General features: G+C 46.1%; 12 protein-coding genes, 2 tRNA genes and 1 pseudogene. 4 read left to right on the top strand and 11 right to left on the bottom strand.

Annotated features, from left to right (window positions below):
* Window positions 1-14: 14 nt before the first annotated feature.
* The 11 genes and pseudogenes from A3GG_RS0105685 to cmk form a co-directional block, all read right to left on the bottom strand.
* A complete protein-coding gene (locus A3GG_RS0105685; RefSeq protein ID WP_018358356.1) occupies window positions 15-668 on the bottom strand; it encodes a trimeric intracellular cation channel family protein in 654 nt (217 codons plus the stop codon).
* An 8-nt stretch (window positions 669-676) separates the two neighbouring features.
* Window positions 677-1,498 carry a 3-methyl-2-oxobutanoate hydroxymethyltransferase gene (gene panB / locus A3GG_RS0105680; RefSeq protein WP_018358355.1) on the bottom strand — a complete coding sequence of 274 codons (822 nt, stop codon included), beginning with the start codon at window positions 1,496-1,498 and terminating at the stop codon, window positions 677-679.
* A gap of 92 nt (window positions 1,499-1,590) precedes the next feature.
* Window positions 1,591-1,674 (bottom strand) — tRNA-Leu (locus tag A3GG_RS0105675).
* A 130-nt stretch (window positions 1,675-1,804) separates the two neighbouring features.
* A complete protein-coding gene (locus A3GG_RS0105670; protein ID WP_018358354.1) occupies window positions 1,805-2,812 on the bottom strand; it encodes a malate dehydrogenase in 1,008 nt (335 codons plus the stop codon).
* Between the two features lie 481 nt (window positions 2,813-3,293).
* Window positions 3,294-4,046: a cell division protein FtsQ/DivIB gene (locus A3GG_RS0105665; RefSeq protein WP_018358353.1), complete on the bottom strand. Its 753-nt coding sequence runs from the start codon at window positions 4,044-4,046 to the stop codon at window positions 3,294-3,296.
* Entirely contained in the window at window positions 4,043-5,413 is a 1,371-nt protein-coding gene (gene murC / locus A3GG_RS0105660) for a UDP-N-acetylmuramate--L-alanine ligase (RefSeq protein ID WP_018358352.1), read from the bottom strand. The genes A3GG_RS0105665 and murC overlap by 4 nt, the downstream gene beginning before the upstream one ends.
* 11 nt (window positions 5,414-5,424) lie before the next feature.
* Complete coding sequence (murG, locus tag A3GG_RS0105655; RefSeq protein WP_018358351.1) at window positions 5,425-6,558, bottom strand: undecaprenyldiphospho-muramoylpentapeptide beta-N-acetylglucosaminyltransferase; 1,134 nt, start codon at window positions 6,556-6,558, stop codon at window positions 5,425-5,427.
* Window positions 6,551-7,879: an FtsW/RodA/SpoVE family cell cycle protein gene (locus A3GG_RS0105650; protein WP_018358350.1), complete on the bottom strand. Its 1,329-nt coding sequence runs from the start codon at window positions 7,877-7,879 to the stop codon at window positions 6,551-6,553. Before A3GG_RS0105650 ends, murG begins: the two co-directional genes overlap by 8 nt.
* Window positions 7,880-8,200, bottom strand: coding sequence for a DUF4377 domain-containing protein (locus tag A3GG_RS0105645; protein ID WP_018358349.1), 321 nt, complete (start codon window positions 8,198-8,200; stop codon window positions 7,880-7,882).
* Window positions 8,197-9,081, bottom strand: a complete 885-nt coding sequence (locus A3GG_RS13850) for a 4-hydroxy-3-methylbut-2-enyl diphosphate reductase (RefSeq protein ID WP_026215660.1) — start codon at window positions 9,079-9,081, stop codon at window positions 8,197-8,199. The genes A3GG_RS0105645 and A3GG_RS13850 overlap by 4 nt, the downstream gene beginning before the upstream one ends.
* A gap of 90 nt (window positions 9,082-9,171) precedes the next feature.
* Window positions 9,172-9,774 (bottom strand): annotated as a pseudogene (gene cmk, locus A3GG_RS13845) ((d)CMP kinase); the annotation flags it as partial.
* Window positions 9,775-10,089: 315 nt separating this feature from the next.
* Here cmk and A3GG_RS11965 point away from each other — a divergent pair.
* The 4 genes from A3GG_RS11965 to A3GG_RS0105620 all read left to right on the top strand — a co-directional run bounded on the left by A3GG_RS11965 (window position 10,090) and on the right by A3GG_RS0105620 (window position 14,548).
* Window positions 10,090-11,310 (top strand): ROK family transcriptional regulator, encoded by a 1,221-nt coding sequence (locus A3GG_RS11965; RefSeq protein WP_018358347.1) that lies wholly within the window; start codon window positions 10,090-10,092, stop codon window positions 11,308-11,310.
* Between the two features lie 455 nt (window positions 11,311-11,765).
* Complete coding sequence (locus A3GG_RS0105630) at window positions 11,766-13,394, top strand: ABC-F family ATP-binding cassette domain-containing protein (protein ID WP_018358346.1); 1,629 nt, start codon at window positions 11,766-11,768, stop codon at window positions 13,392-13,394.
* 10 nt (window positions 13,395-13,404) lie between these two features.
* A complete protein-coding gene (locus tag A3GG_RS0105625; protein WP_018358345.1) occupies window positions 13,405-14,382 on the top strand; it encodes an N-acetyl-gamma-glutamyl-phosphate reductase in 978 nt (325 codons plus the stop codon).
* A 79-nt stretch (window positions 14,383-14,461) separates the two neighbouring features.
* Window positions 14,462-14,548, top strand: a tRNA-Ser gene (locus A3GG_RS0105620).
* Window positions 14,549-14,709 lie beyond the last annotated feature (161 nt).

Here is a 14,709-nt window from a genome sequence, read left to right as displayed (position 1 = left end):
TTTTGATTTTGACGTTAGTCTGTCCCCTTGAGAACGGGTAGCGATATATGGTACTTTACACACACCATTCGTGTGGCAATCACCACGAAGACGCTAATTATCTGTACCAAGATATGCTGTATGCCGATTGCATCTAGTAGCCCAAATACGAGCCCTCCAGCCACGCTCGCCATGGCGTATATATCCTTGCGAAAGATAAGAGGCACCTGATTCATCGATACATCACGGAGAAGACCTCCGAAAGAGCCAGTAATCACGCCCATCATAAGTGCTACCCAAAAGGGAAATCCTATCATGATTGCCTTCTCCATACCCACAATACTAAAGAAGCCAAGCCCTATGGCGTCGTAAAGGAAGAGCTGCTCATGTATCTTCACTAGGTGTTTCCTAAATGCGATTACGGCAAGTAGAGAGATGAGCGTGATAAGTACGTAGGATGGGGTAGTAAGCCAAAAAGGCGTTAGTCCCAATAGAAGATCCCTAATAGTTCCGCCTCCAACAGCTGTGAGCATACCAATCACGTAAGCGCCAAATAAGTCTATATTCTGCCCCGATGCTAGGCGAATTCCCGAGATAGCAAAGGCAAAAGTCCCAATATAGTCAAGGATAAGGGTGATGCTCTCTTCGTTGAGTAGCTCCCACCACTCAAAGCTAATGATTTTATCCATAGGGTGAATTAATAACTCTCGCTTTCGTTGGGGAATGATCCTGCTTTTACCTCATTGCAGTAGTCGACTACAGCGCCCTGAATAGCTTCTCCTATTTCGGCGAAGTGGCGGAGGAACTTAGGCTTGAAGCCCATATTCATACCCAGCATATCGGCAGATACGAGTACCTGTCCGTCAGTGGCATTGCCGGCTCCTATACCAATGGTCGGAATCGAGATGGTCTCCGTTACCTTCTTCGCCAGTTCACTCGGAATCTTTTCTAGTACCAAGCCACAGCACCCTAGCCTCTCCACCATTTGGGCATCCCTTAGTAGCTGTTCGGCTTCGGCTTCCTCTTTTGCTTGTACGCTATAGCCCCCTAGCTTATTTACCGACTGTGGAGTAAGACCAAGGTGAGCCACGATAGGGATTCCGGCATCCAAGATAATCTTGAGCGAGTCCATGATCTGTGCACCGCCCTCCACTTTTATTGCATCCACGCCACTCTCCTTCATCATCCTGATAGCACATGATAGGGCTACCATAGGATCACCATGCACTGTGCCGAAAGGCATATCTGCAACGACAAAGGCATGCTTAGCCCCATTCGCTACACAGCGTGCATGGTAAATCATTTCATCCAAAGTAATAGGGAGGGTAGTAGCATTGCCTATCATCACATTACTTGCCGAGTCGCCTACCAGGAGCGAGTCTACTCCAGCTTCATCTAGCAGACGAGCCATAGTATAGTCGTATGCCGTAAGCATCGCTATTTTCTCTCCCTGCCCTTTCATCGCCGTAAAGCGAGTAGCAGTTATCTTCTTCTTGTCTGTACTCAGATAGTTGCCCATATCGATATCAAATAAAATGGTACACTATAAAACTTGTAGAGCCGTAAGACATTACGGCTCTACAATAATATTACATTGGACTTAATCCGAAGTGCCCAGAACCGGGATTGAACCGGTACAAGTTTTACCTTATTGGTGTTTGAGACCAACGCGTCTACCAATTCCGCCATCTGGGCATATAGGTTGCTGTTTAGCAACGGCAAAGATATAACAAATTACCGACTTGTGCAAGATATAGTCTTATAAATAATGGGCAGCCCTTAGAAGTCCACTAAGAGCTGCCCATGTCTTTACCTCTTGAGCTATTTACTTAGCAAAGTGTGGATTGATGGTCCCCCAGTCTTCGATAGCAGGGATAACACCCATGCCAATCACCTGGTCACGAAGAGCCACAAGGTGAGCATAGCTGGCGTCAAGCTCAGCTACTTCAGCCTCTGTGCCCTTTGGTACATTGTAGCTTACGATGCCGTCCTTGCCGATCTTGGTATCCATAGCCATCATGATATTCTGATACTTATCGTTGTTTACGAAAGTGCCTACAGGCCATGGGAACTCCTTGCCACCCATAGCTGCAGCAATCATCTCCACTGAGCAATATGCTGGGCTCTGGAAAGATGAGCGACCACGTAGCTTGATAATATTAGCACCACCCTGAGTTGTCTTGCGGCGAATCTCTGCCCAAGTCTCATTGTCGAGCTTTTCGGTACCCATTACATCCTTTAGAGGCTTGCCAGCTACTGTAGCATTAGATGCAAATACAGCCATCTGCTCACCATGACCACCGTAGGTGTATGCGCCCTTCACGTCGGACTGAGCTACACCGAAGTGGCGAGCTAGCTCGCTCTGTAGGCGAGTACTATCTAGTGCTGCTAGAGTAGTTACACGGCGTGGGTCGATACCTGCGTGTAGCATGGTCACAAGACCTGTGATATCGGCAGGGTTGAATATAATGGTTACGTGCTTTACATCTGGGCAGAACTTCTTGATATTTTGACCAAGACCAGCTGCAATCTCGCTATTTCCCTTTAGTAGATCCTCACGAGTCATGCCCTCCTTACGTGGTGCACCACCCGATGAGATGATATACTTAGCATCCTTAAGTGCCTCAGCAATATCGTCTGTGAAGGTGAGGTTCATACCATCGAAACCACAGTGGCGCATCTCCTCATAAACACCCTCTAGACCATTCTTATATGGGTCATACATGCAGATGTTTGGAGTTAGACGCATCATTGCTGCAGTCTGCACCATGTTGGAGCCAATCATACCAGCTGCTCCTACGATTACTAGTTTGTCATTTGTCAGAAAACTCATACTTTATTATCCTTCTATAATGTGAAAATTGTTGTCCCCTTTTTTGTTACTACAAACATAATAAAGAATTTCGTAAGTAAATAGGAATTCCCCTCTTTTTACCTTTATTAAGATTGCAATATAGCTACTAGCTAAACCTTGTCTATACCAAGCATGACCTCCCTCTATACTTTACATGACCATTTAATATATACTAATCACCAAATTTAATATATACTAATTGGGTCAATTAGTATATATCAATTGGTTCAATTAGTATATATTAAATGGTCATGGGTTATAGTAAGAGCGGTCAACCGGTAGGGGAGAGAGGTTTTGCACCCCTACGGGATCCGTCTTTTCCTGAATCTATTGACCCATTTTAGACGGAATTGACTATCTAGTTGACCTTACGTGCCTGAGGTTTCCCTGGTCTGTTGACTCTCATTTCCTAATTTACTTGACTAAGCTCACTAAATAGTTGACTTTTTAGCGCTGTACACTATGGCTTTTGCCTTCGCTTGCAGACGATTTGTTTGTCGTATGAGAGCTTGACCAACTGGTAGTGATTGGCTCCTACTTGAGGGACAATTTTTGTGTAGAAGGTATGTATCTTGGGTAGATCTTCTGCAAGGGTACTGGTGCCTAGAACCTCAAAGATATAGTCTCCTACACGGGGGTAGAAGTGGATGCGGTTATCTCCTTTTACTTCTATCATGCTGAAGAAAGTATTCCATTCGTCGTGTTCGCTCAGAAACTGTGCTAGCGGGAAAAGCGTATTGCGAATTGTGAGGGAGTCTGCGTGGTCAGCTTTGACTACAGGGATATAAATAGATACTCCCGACTTAGTGCGCATCGCTGTACCTTCGTCGTCAAGGTAAAATGCCCCATCATTAGTGTAGAGCCGAAGTATTGGGCGACGGCTATCAACCTTAACCGTCATCTGGTGATTGGTAGGAGAGACAAAAGCACTGACCTTCTTGGCATAGGGTATTTGGCTTTTTATACTACGCTCTACCTCGGAGAGCGAGAGAGGCTGTGGTAGAGTGTCTTTGAGCGATATAGGCAATACCGCCATAATGTCTTCTCTTTTGAGGAACGCATCTTCGTCTACCCCTACAATCTTCACTCGAGTAAGGTTGGGCTGAATTGCATATCGGGAATGCCCCCGCAGTGCAATGTAGGCGAAGACTAGTCCTCCCAGCATCGAGAGGGCAATGAACCATAGAAAAAACTGGAGTAGCTTGCGTTTCATAGCTCGATAGTCTGGAGGTAATCACGCACCTCGGGCAATAGATATTCTATGTCGCCAGCGCCCATCATAACGAGTATATCGAACCGGTGCTTCTTGAGCTCGTCAACCAGTTCAGCTTTGGGTACGCATGCCTTTCGGGGTGCAGTCACATACCGTAGCACTGCTTCTGAAGTGACGCCTGGTATCGGCTCCTCTCGTGCGGGATATATCGGTATCATAATCACGTTGTCCACTATAGAGAGTGCCGAGGCAAACTCCCTTAGGAAGTCGGCGGTTCGGCTATACAGGTGTGGCTGAAATACCACAGCTATCTCTTTATCGGGGTAGAGCCTGCGGATAGAGCTGAGGGATGCTCTGATTTCATCGGGATGATGGGCATAGTCATCTATCATTATAGGGTGGTTAGGTTCGTTGAGCCAGCGCTCAAATCTACGACGACTCCCTAGAAAGGATGCTAGTCCAGTTCTGAGCTCTTCTTCAGTGGCTCCTAAGTGCTGTGCTAGAGCAAGTGCGGCTGTGGCATTGAGTACGTTGATTTCTATGGGTGTACCTATGAGTAGCCTACTGTAGCAACCTCCAGGGTAGTGCCAGTCGAAGTAGAGCTGATCCTCCTCATAGTGAATGTTACTATAATAGTAGTCGCACTCTGCCGACTTCCCATAAGTGCGGAGCTGTAGCTGAGGACGTAGGGGTTGCAGTGTAGCCTCTTCATTCAGAAGTATTAGCCCATTATCCTTAGTCTTTTCCGCAAATATTTGGAACGCCTCACGGTAGGCTTCCGCAGTGCCATAGACGTCGAGGTGGTCTGGCTCTGTACTGGTGATGATGGTGTGGGTCGGGGTCAGCTGATGGAAGGAGCGGTCGTACTCATCGGCTTCTATCACTACATAAGGGCTCTCCTCGTGGAGGTATAGATTGCTCCCCGTATTTTGCGATACCCCGCCAAGGAAAGCATTAGTGCCTATATGGGATTGCTCTAGGAGGTGCGCCAGAAGTGTGCTTGTGGTGGTCTTGCCATGGGTGCCAGCCACACAGAGTGCCTCTTGCATGCGGGTTATTTCCCCTAGGACTACAGCTCGCTTTATCTGCTCGTAGCCATGCTGAGCGTAGTATTGACGTATGCGATTATCCATGTGGATAGCAGGGGAGTAGACCACTACCACTTCATTGGGGGCTTGGAATCCAGAGGGGATTAGTCCGGGTGTATCCTCATAAAGGATTTCTGCTCCAGCCTCTTCAAGTCCACTAGAGACCTTGGAGCGGATACGATCATAACCACCTACTTGTTCGCCCTTAGCCAGAAAATAGCGGGCAATAGCGCTCATGCCGATGCCTCCAATACCTATAAAGAAATATCTCTTACTCATCTTTTTGGGTCTTACCTCTTTTTCTCTTCTACAATCCTTTCTATTTCGTCCACTATGGTCTTGTCTGCATTCGGGAGCGCTAGTTTGAGCGCATTGGCGCCTAGGGTATCTAGCCGATGATGATCTTCTAGTAGCTCAAGCGCCTTAGGTATTAGTTCGCTTTCTGCATCTATGTCTCGCACCATTACGGCGGCGTCATCGGTGACGAGTGCTTGGGCGTTCTTGGTCTGATGGTCTTCGGCCACATTAGGGCTAGGTACCAAGATGGAAGGTTTCCCCAGCATACATAGCTCCGAAATAGAACTAGCTCCTGCTCTCGATACAACTAGGTCGGCAATGGCATAGGCGTAGTCCATCCTTTGGATAAAGTCTGTTACAAGGATTTTTCGCCCCTCCAGACCTGCATCCTTAATCGCTTTTCGTGCCTCGTCGATATAGACTTTGCCACACTGCCATAGGAGCTGGATCTCTTGCTCCTTCTCTGCTATCTGTAGGAGGAAGGCAGAGATGCTCTTATTAATTGTGCGAGCACCTAGACTGCCACCGATAACCAGAAGGGTGCGCTTGTGGGGGTCGAGGGTAAAGTGCTGGTAGGCTTCCTCGGCGTGTGGCGGAATCTCTGCCAATTGTTTGCGTACGGGGTTACCAGCTAGGATAAGCTTTTTGTGTGGGAAAAAGCGCTCCATATCCTTGTAGGCTACGCAGATGGTTTCCGCTTTTTTGCCAACTAGCTTATTGGTCTTCCCCGCAAATGAGTTTTGTTCCTGTACAAGGGTAGGTATACCGAGTTTATTTGCCTCCATGAGGGTGGGGGCACTCGCATAACCTCCTACACCGATGGCTATCTGTGGGCGTAGTCTTTTGAGTTCGCTTCGGACTTGGAAGCGACTCTTGATAAGTCTGAAGATGGTCTTGGCTAGCTTAATTGGGTTTTTGTCTCTGCTTAGGCCCTGCACAGGTAGTAGTATGATATCGTACCCTGCTGCCGGCACCTTTTCCTCCTCCATTCGTCCTCTTGCTCCCACAAAGTGAATGTCGCACTCGGGGTATCTACGTCTTATCTCGTTGGCGATGGAGAGTGCTGGAAATATGTGACCGCCCGTACCTCCACCGCTGATGACTACACTTGTAAGCTTATTACTCATATTTATTCTGTGCAATGCTGTTGTCTATTTCTTCTATCTCGGGAACCACTTCAGGGACTACGGCACTATTGCCTGATACCTCCGCAAGGTGTTTATTTATTCGCTCCTGATTGCGCTTACTTACGGCTAGTAGGATGCCGAAGTACATGCCCGTAACTATATAGCTAGATCCACCTCGACTGATAAAGGGTAGGTTTTGTCCTGTAATTGGGAATAGCTGGACATTGATCATCATGTGCAAAATCGCTTGAAGGGTGATGATGAGCCCAATACCGAGTACGAGTAGTGTCTGGTACACGCTCGTAGTCTTTCGCCCGATACCACCTGCCGCAAAAAATAGGGCTAGGTAGGCGAGGATAACCGCCATGGCGGCAAGTATACCCCCCTCCTCTATGATAATACTAAATACGAAGTCGGAAAAAGCCTCGGGTAGCATACCATGTCGCATCTCGCTCTTGCCCAATCCTGTGCCTATGAAATGGCTATTGGCGATTGCCTTTTGAGCTGCAACAATCTGCTGATCTACGCCATTTACGTGTTTATAAGTCTCTTTGTTGATCGGTTTGCCAAACTGGGCAACAAAGCGCTCTATGCGGGCAGTACCTGTAGCAAGACGATTGCCATCGTTGTCTTTGGTGCTTGGGATTATCGCCATTACTATAATCAGTAATACTAATCCGCCTATAGCTCCGAAAAACAATCGTCTCATCCAAATACGATTGGCACCTCCGATGAGTGCCATAATATATACTACCGCACCAAGGATAGCTGCAGTAGAGATATTATCTTTCGCAATTACACCGCAGATAAGAATAGCAGGAACGAAGATGATAAAGAAGTTGCGTGGAGTGGCATGTTGCCCATCCTTAAACCTTAGCCGAGAGGCCGTAAAATTGATGAGCGTGAGTCGAACCAGTTCGGAGGGCTGAAAGGAGATGCCGAAGATGACTAGATGCCGGGTAGCATCATTGAGCGTGGCTCCAAAGAATGGTACCAATACCAGAGGTATCACGGAGAGAATCAACAAGTGCGGTGCAAAGTGTCGAAACACTCTGAGGGGTACGAGAGAAACTAATACGCAGACCACTACAGCAAGTATCATGTAAATCATGTGCTTGCCGATAACCATGAAGAAACTATTCCCCTTGTACCAAGCTTCAAAAGCATCTGTACTGCTCGAAGTAAAGACGATCCAAAGGCTGATGGACATCAAGAAAAGCATGATAGCCCATATCGCTTTGCTGCCACTGAATAGCTCTTGGGGATTCCACCAAGCACGTTCTTGGTCTTGTAGAATAGATCTATTATCTAGCTCTTCCATCTATTTTTTCTCCTTGATTAGCTTGTGACCATCCCACTCGAAGTAGCTATAGCTCTCTTCTCCGTTCTCTAATTGTATTCTCACTGGTAGGATATATCTGTATCCTTCCTCGTAGGTAAAGTCTTTGATTTTATCTAATAGAATCGGTGGATCACTTTCGATATCAGCTCCCTGTGGCCAAGTGATGAAACGACCTGAGGGGTCTTTGTGCTCCTTTACTATGATAACCTCTAAACGTAATTTTATGGAAGTTACATCTGGCTTGCTGCAACCACCAAGAGCTATGATTGTAATCAGTAGTAGTAATAGTCTTTTAATCATTTTGCTTTCCCTCCTTTCGCAATCTCCTCTATGCGTTGTTTCACCGCCTCCATCTGCCACATGGGGGTAGATGTGGCACCGCATACGCCCACGCTACGCACCCATGAGGGTAGGGGTTTTGTTATCTCATCGGGTGAAGATACGAAGTAGCTATTGAGATTGGCCTTCTGTGCTGTATTATAGAGTACTTTGCCATTGCTGCTATGGGCACCAGCGATGAAATAGACCCAGTCCATACGGCGAGAAAACTCTGTAATCTCTGGTACACGATTGGAGACCTGTCGGCAGATGGTATCAAAGGTCTCTACCTCTACGCCTTTAGCTACATACTCCTTGAGGAAATCTCCTAATTGAGCAAAGCTATCCATGTCCATTGTTGTTTGGCTGAAGAGTGCTATAGGTCTCTGAGGGTCTATCAGTCTCTTTGCTTCCTCTATGGACTGCACCACTATGGCTTCGCCATTGGTCTGCCCGACTAGTCCATTAACCTCTGCGTGCCCGTGCTTGCCATAGATGACAATCTGTGTGCCATTGCCACGGGTATTTTCGTATTTCCTCCGAATCCTCTTTTGCAATGCGAGGACTACAGGGCACGTAGCATCTACCACTTCAATCCCTAATCGCTCAACTTCGGCATACACTTTAGGTGCCTCGCCATGCGCACGGAATAGTACTCGTTTCCCTTTGAGTTCGGGTAAGCGTTCGTAGGTGATGGAGTGTAGACCACGTTGCTTGAGACGCTTCACCTCATCCCCATTGTGCACAATGTCGCCTAGCGAGTGTAGTGGTTGGCTCTCCTTGAGCTCCGATTCAGCCTTACTGATGGCTGTTATCACACCGAAACAAAAGCCAGATGCGCTATCAATTTCTACTAATAGCACTCCAGAGTCATTCCCGCGGATAACGCGTTCTGCCACTTCTTCAACCAATCTCTGCTGCTCCTCTCTGCTCAGTAGACTATTGTCCAGTAGTATGGCATCCTCTGCTTGGCGAAGAGGGTCTACAGCACGAGTGCTATCGATGCGGTCTCGCTCTGTAACGTTGGTCAGTATATCTTCGTAATTTACGTTGTCTCCCTTTGCGGTCAGTTCCTCGAAACGTCTCTTGGCTCTAACCTCGGGAGAGGCAGTAACGAAAAACTTAAGTTCGGCATCTGGCATCACCACAGTGCCTACATCCCTGCCGTCCATTACTACCCCTTTGGCTGCTACCCATGCTTGCTGCTGGGCTACGAGGTACTTCCGCACCTCTGGTATCGTGCTGATCGGGCTTACGTGGTTGGATACCTCGAGCCCTCTAATTTCTCGCTCAACATCTTCTCCATTAAGGAGTAAGTGTTGCCCACTCTCTGTCTGACCAAAAGAGATATTTACCTCTCCCAGTCGTCTTGCTATCTCGCTTTTATTTGGTTCGCCCTCTATCCAAAGTCCTTCTCTAAGAGTCCAAAGGGTGATCCCTCGGTACATTGCACCAGTATCTACGTATGTATATTCCAAGCGCTTCGCCAAAGCTTTTGCTATTGTGCTTTTGCCACAAGACGAATGCCCATCGAGTGCTATATTAATCTTTCTCATAACTTCATGTTCTATATTGAGACAAATCTACCAAAATATGTGATAGTCGCCTACCAAAAAGGAGGCTTAATCTGGCCTCAAGTATTCGGGGTAGTTGCTCGTTTCCCCTTAGCGACTCTCTTTGTGCCCGAGGAGCATCAGAACTATGTCTTTTTGCTCCAGCTTCTGCGCTCTTGGTGTGACATCTCTACTGGCTCTAGAATTTAATAATGGTAGAGAAGTGTTCAATTTTATGCTAAATAATTCATGTGCAAATTAGTTATTTCAGAAAAATAGATTATATTTGCTCAGTAAAACCCATACATTATTACTAATATGACTGAATCCGAGTTTAGAGATTTATTTGATACAAATCCAAAAAACCTGCAGTACAAACAGCGTATTGTAGAGTACTTGGTAGAGAATGGACCTGAGACCCTCCCTGTACTTGCAAAGCATTTAGAGGTGAGCGTACCTACTATCAGTAAGATGGTGGGAGAGTTGGTAGACCATCGTTTGTTGAGAAACTTTGGGAAGTTGGAGGCCACTACAGGTCGCCATCCATTTCTCTTTGGTCTGACGGATAAGGATTACTATTTTCTTGGCGTAGACTTCACCGCATCGCATCTGAACTTTGTGCTGATGGATTTCTCAGGAAATCAAGTACAGTCTAAAATGGATGTCCCATTTCACTTTGTCAATACACAAGAGTGCCTTGATACGATTACTGATTTGGTCAATGACTATTTGGACAATGAGATCGTTGTGCCTAGGAGCTCTGTGGTGAGTATTGGTATCAATATTATAGGCCGACTGAATCCACATACTGGATATAGCTATACTTACTTTAACTTTAATGAGGTACCACTAGCTAAGAGGTTTACAGATATATTTGGTATCCCTACTTATATTGATAATGATGCACGTGCTGCCGCCTTTGGCGAGTATATGTTGCACTACAAGTCGAAGGGCGAAAACCTCCTCTTTGTAAATGTTACTTGGGGGTTGGGTCTCGGTATTATAATCAATGGCGAGCCTTATGCCGGAAAGTCGGGATTCAGTGGCGAGTTTGGACATACGCATTGCTACGAAAATGAGGTGCTCTGTTACTGCGGTAAGAAAGGTTGTCTCGAGACCGAGGCATCGGGTTTGGCTATGCACCGCAAGTTTACCAATAGGGTAAAGGCAGGGGATCGCTCTATACTCCTTGATGAAGGTAAGAAAATAGAGGAGATTACGCTGGATGACCTCATAGAGGCTACACGAAGGGAAGATATGTTGTGTATCGAGATACTTGAGGAGGTGGGAGAACAACTTGGTTTACACCTTGCCAATATGATTAATATATTTAATCCTCATGTGGTAGTTATCGGAGGCCCTCTTGCTCAAGTAGGTGATTACTTGATACAGCCTATTCAGAGTGCCATACGTAAATACTCTCTGAATATGGTGAATCAGGACACTGAACTTAAACAATCGATCCTCTTGCACTATGCGGGTGTGATGGGGGCTTCCCTCTTGGCTCGTAAAAAGGCAATCGCATCACTTACGGACTGATTGCAGTAGCATATTCGCAAAGCGCTAAGCCCGAAATATTGTGTAAGGATAGATAGCGCTAGTGTGGTAAATCTATAAAGAAGAAGTCGTCTAGAAGCCTATTCTTAGGGTTTCTTGACGACTTTTCTGTTGGAATGTTTTGTGATGTAGATAAAACTTGTTACATTTGTAAATAGAATTTAATCTTATTGTTGACGATTGTCAATGGTAGCTATAAGATAAACGTTGCCCACAAATTCGGAACGTTAGGTAAGTTTTGGTGAGCTGTTGGATGACGTTGAGAAATCCAGCAGCTCTTTCCATTTCTGTCGCATTATGCAGGCTAATAGAATGTGAACGGATAGGGAAGGATTTATTTTCATTAGATTAGTCCACATAATAGTGCTTCTATGTGCTTCCGTCCGATAGCATATTTTGGTATCTTTGTCCAGTATATAAATATTAGACAATAAGAGATGATTCAACTAAACGAGCTGGCAATACAATTTGGCGGACGAGTCCTTTTTCAGGATGTAAATATGCAATTCCTCCCAGGGAATTGCTATGGTGTGATAGGGGCTAATGGTGCAGGAAAGTCCACTCTCCTTCGAATGATTAGTGGAGAGCTAGATCCTACTAGAGGCGCCGTGACTATGGGGCCTGGAGAGCGTCTCTCCGTACTTAGTCAGGATCACTTCGCCTTTGACGATAAGACGGTGATGGATACTGTACTCACAGGGCATACAGTGCTGTGGGATATTATGCAGGAAAAGGATGCCCTCTATGCTAAGCCAGACTTCAGTGATGAGGATGGTATTCGTGCTGCAGAGCTTGAGGAGAAGTTTGCCGAGATGGAGGGATGGAATGCAGAGAGTGATGCTGCGCAATTGCTTTCGGGACTTGGGGTGAAGGAGGAGTTTCACTACCAGATGATGGCAGACCTCAGTGGTAAGCAGAAAGTACGTGTGCTACTCGCAAGAGCTCTTTTCGGAAAGCCAGATAATTTGCTACTCGATGAGCCTACTAACGACCTTGACCTTGAGACGGTACAGTGGCTAGAACAGTACCTGTCGGAGTTCGAGAATACCGTATTGGTAGTAAGCCACGACCGTCACTTCCTTGATTCTGTATGTACCCATACAGTGGATATCGACTACGGCAAGGTGCAGCTCTTTAGCGGTAACTACTCTTTCTGGTACCATAGTAGCCAATTGGCTTTGCGCCAGCAGCAACAGCAGAATAAGAAAGCGGAGGAAAAGAAAAAGGAGCTGGAGGAGTTTATCCGTCGTTTTAGTGCGAATGTGGCTAAAAGTAAACAGACTACTAGCCGTAAGAAGATGATAGAGAAACTCAATGTGGATGAAATCAAACCATCCACTCGTCGCTATCCAGGTATTATCTTCACACCTGAGCGGGAGGTGGGTAATAAGATATTGGAAGTAAAGGGACTTACAGCCTATGCTGGAGGTGATGGAGAGCAGACTTTGTTGTTTGAAAACCTGGACTTCAATGTAGAGAAAGGTGATAAAATTGTATTCCTCTCTCATGACCCTAGAGCAATGACCGCCTTCTTTCAGATTATCAATGGTAAGGAAAAGCCTGCCGCAGGTACTTATGAGTGGGGACAAACAACCACCTCGGCTTATTTGCCACTAGATAACAGCGAGTACTTCAATACTGATTATGACCTCGTGGAGTGGATTTCACAGTTTGCCAAGGATACTAATGAGGTATATCTTAAGGGCTACCTCGGTCGTATGCTCTTCAATGGAGAGGAGCTGAAAAAGAAAGTGTCAGTACTCTCGGGAGGTGAGAAGATGCGTGTGATGATTGCGCGAATGATGCTCCAAGATGCTAATGTACTGATACTTGATACTCCTACGAATCACCTCGACCTCGAGAGTATCCAGTCTTTCAATAATACTTTGATTAACTATCCAGGTATTATACTATTTAGTAGCCACGACCACGAGTTTATCAATACAGTAGCCAATCGTGTGATAGAACTTGGTCCTCATGGCATCGTAGATAAGATGATTAGTTACGATGACTATATTACTGACCCTATCGTTGCGGAACAGAAGAAAAAGATCTACGGAGAATAGAAGAAGTGATATGTATAAAGTAGGTATTGTAGGTAGTGAAGGGTACGCTGTAGGTGAGCTTTACAATCTCTTGATTAATCATCCCGACGTACACGTGGAGATGATCTATTCACCTCAGAGAGCTGGGATGAGTGTGGCTGAACTATTCAACGACCTCAACAGCATGAGGACACTCGACTTTACCGACAGACTAGATCTAGAGGGGCTTGATGTCTTATTCCTTTGCCTGCAGAGTGCTGCGTCGAGAGAGTTTCTTCACCTCTTTGATATCCCAGAAGGGCTCAAAGTGATTGATTTTTCTCAGGAGTTCAGGCACACCAATGCAGAGGAGACAGGCTTTGTGTACGGCTTATCGGAGGGGAATCGTCGTGCCATCACTAAAGCTGCTCGGGTCTCTGTACCGGGAGCCATTGCTGCGGCAATTCAGACCCCACTTATGCCACTAGCAAAACATCTCCTACTCAATAGCGAGATTCATGTGACGGCAGTGGCTGGTAAAACGGAAGCCCTAGCTCGTCCGAAGCCAGAGGGCGGACTGACCTACGATATGCTCTTCGATAATTTCCATGTCTTTAGACCACTGGAGCATCACCACATTGGTGAGGTGAGGCGTACACTTAAGGATGTCCAGAATAGCTTCGACTCAGAGATTGTATTGATCCCTATGAGAGGGAACTTTACTCGAGGGGTATACACTACTATGTATCTTGATTGTCCGCTAGGTATTGCAGAGATTCGCCGACTCTATGAGGAGTTTTTTGATGACCACTCATTTGTTCACCTCGTGGATGAATATCCAGATGTGCGGGATACGGTAAATACCAATGACCTGCATATTCATCTCTCTAAACATGGCAATAGACTATTGATAGTGAGCACTATGGATAACCTGATGAAGGGGGCTGCAGGGTCAGCTATTCATATTATGAACCTCATGCTAGGGCTGGTGGAGACCACGGGGCTCAATGTAAAACCATCAGTTTTCTAAATAATAGAGAGCAGATATTTGCCCATATAATATTTATTTGCTATCTTTGCAATCGCTTGCTGATAGAGCAAGATGGAATGGAAGTGTGGGTGAGTGGCTGAAACCACCAGTTTGCTAAACTGACGTACGGGTAACCGTACCGGGGGTTCGAATCCCCCCGCTTCCGCTTTAAGGCTTCAAGAGGGTTTCAAACTCCCTGTCAGAACAGCCTTCAAAAAGTAGATAATCGTTGTAAAATCAAGGTTTTACAACGATTTTTCTTTGTATATCCCCCACAAAGTGAAGGGTAACTCTCCCAAAACGGGCGTATTGTGTCGGTTTATTATT

Source organism: Porphyromonas levii DSM 23370 (assembly GCF_000379925.1).
In the GTDB taxonomy this organism is placed as follows: domain Bacteria; phylum Bacteroidota; class Bacteroidia; order Bacteroidales; family Porphyromonadaceae; genus Porphyromonas_A; species Porphyromonas_A levii.
This window is presented reverse-complemented; position numbering and strand designations above follow the sequence as displayed.

Coding starts and splice junctions, on each gene's coding strand:
- A3GG_RS0105685 (WP_018358356.1), bottom strand. CDS start 668: ATGGATAAAATCATTAGCTTTGAGTGGTGGGAGCTACTCAACGAAGAG.
- panB (WP_018358355.1), bottom strand. CDS start 1,498: ATGGGCAACTATCTGAGTACAGACAAGAAGAAGATAACTGCTACTCGC.
- A3GG_RS0105670 (WP_018358354.1), bottom strand. CDS start 2,812: ATGAGTTTTCTGACAAATGACAAACTAGTAATCGTAGGAGCAGCTGGT.
- A3GG_RS0105665 (WP_018358353.1), bottom strand. CDS start 4,046: ATGAAACGCAAGCTACTCCAGTTTTTTCTATGGTTCATTGCCCTCTCG.
- murC (WP_018358352.1), bottom strand. CDS start 5,413: ATGAGTAAGAGATATTTCTTTATAGGTATTGGAGGCATCGGCATGAGC.
- murG (WP_018358351.1), bottom strand. CDS start 6,558: ATGAGTAATAAGCTTACAAGTGTAGTCATCAGCGGTGGAGGTACGGGC.
- A3GG_RS0105650 (WP_018358350.1), bottom strand. CDS start 7,879: ATGGAAGAGCTAGATAATAGATCTATTCTACAAGACCAAGAACGTGCT.
- A3GG_RS0105645 (WP_018358349.1), bottom strand. CDS start 8,200: ATGATTAAAAGACTATTACTACTACTGATTACAATCATAGCTCTTGGT.
- A3GG_RS11965 (WP_018358347.1), top strand. CDS start 10,090: ATGACTGAATCCGAGTTTAGAGATTTATTTGATACAAATCCAAAAAAC.
- A3GG_RS0105630 (WP_018358346.1), top strand. CDS start 11,766: ATGATTCAACTAAACGAGCTGGCAATACAATTTGGCGGACGAGTCCTT.
- A3GG_RS0105625 (WP_018358345.1), top strand. CDS start 13,405: ATGTATAAAGTAGGTATTGTAGGTAGTGAAGGGTACGCTGTAGGTGAG.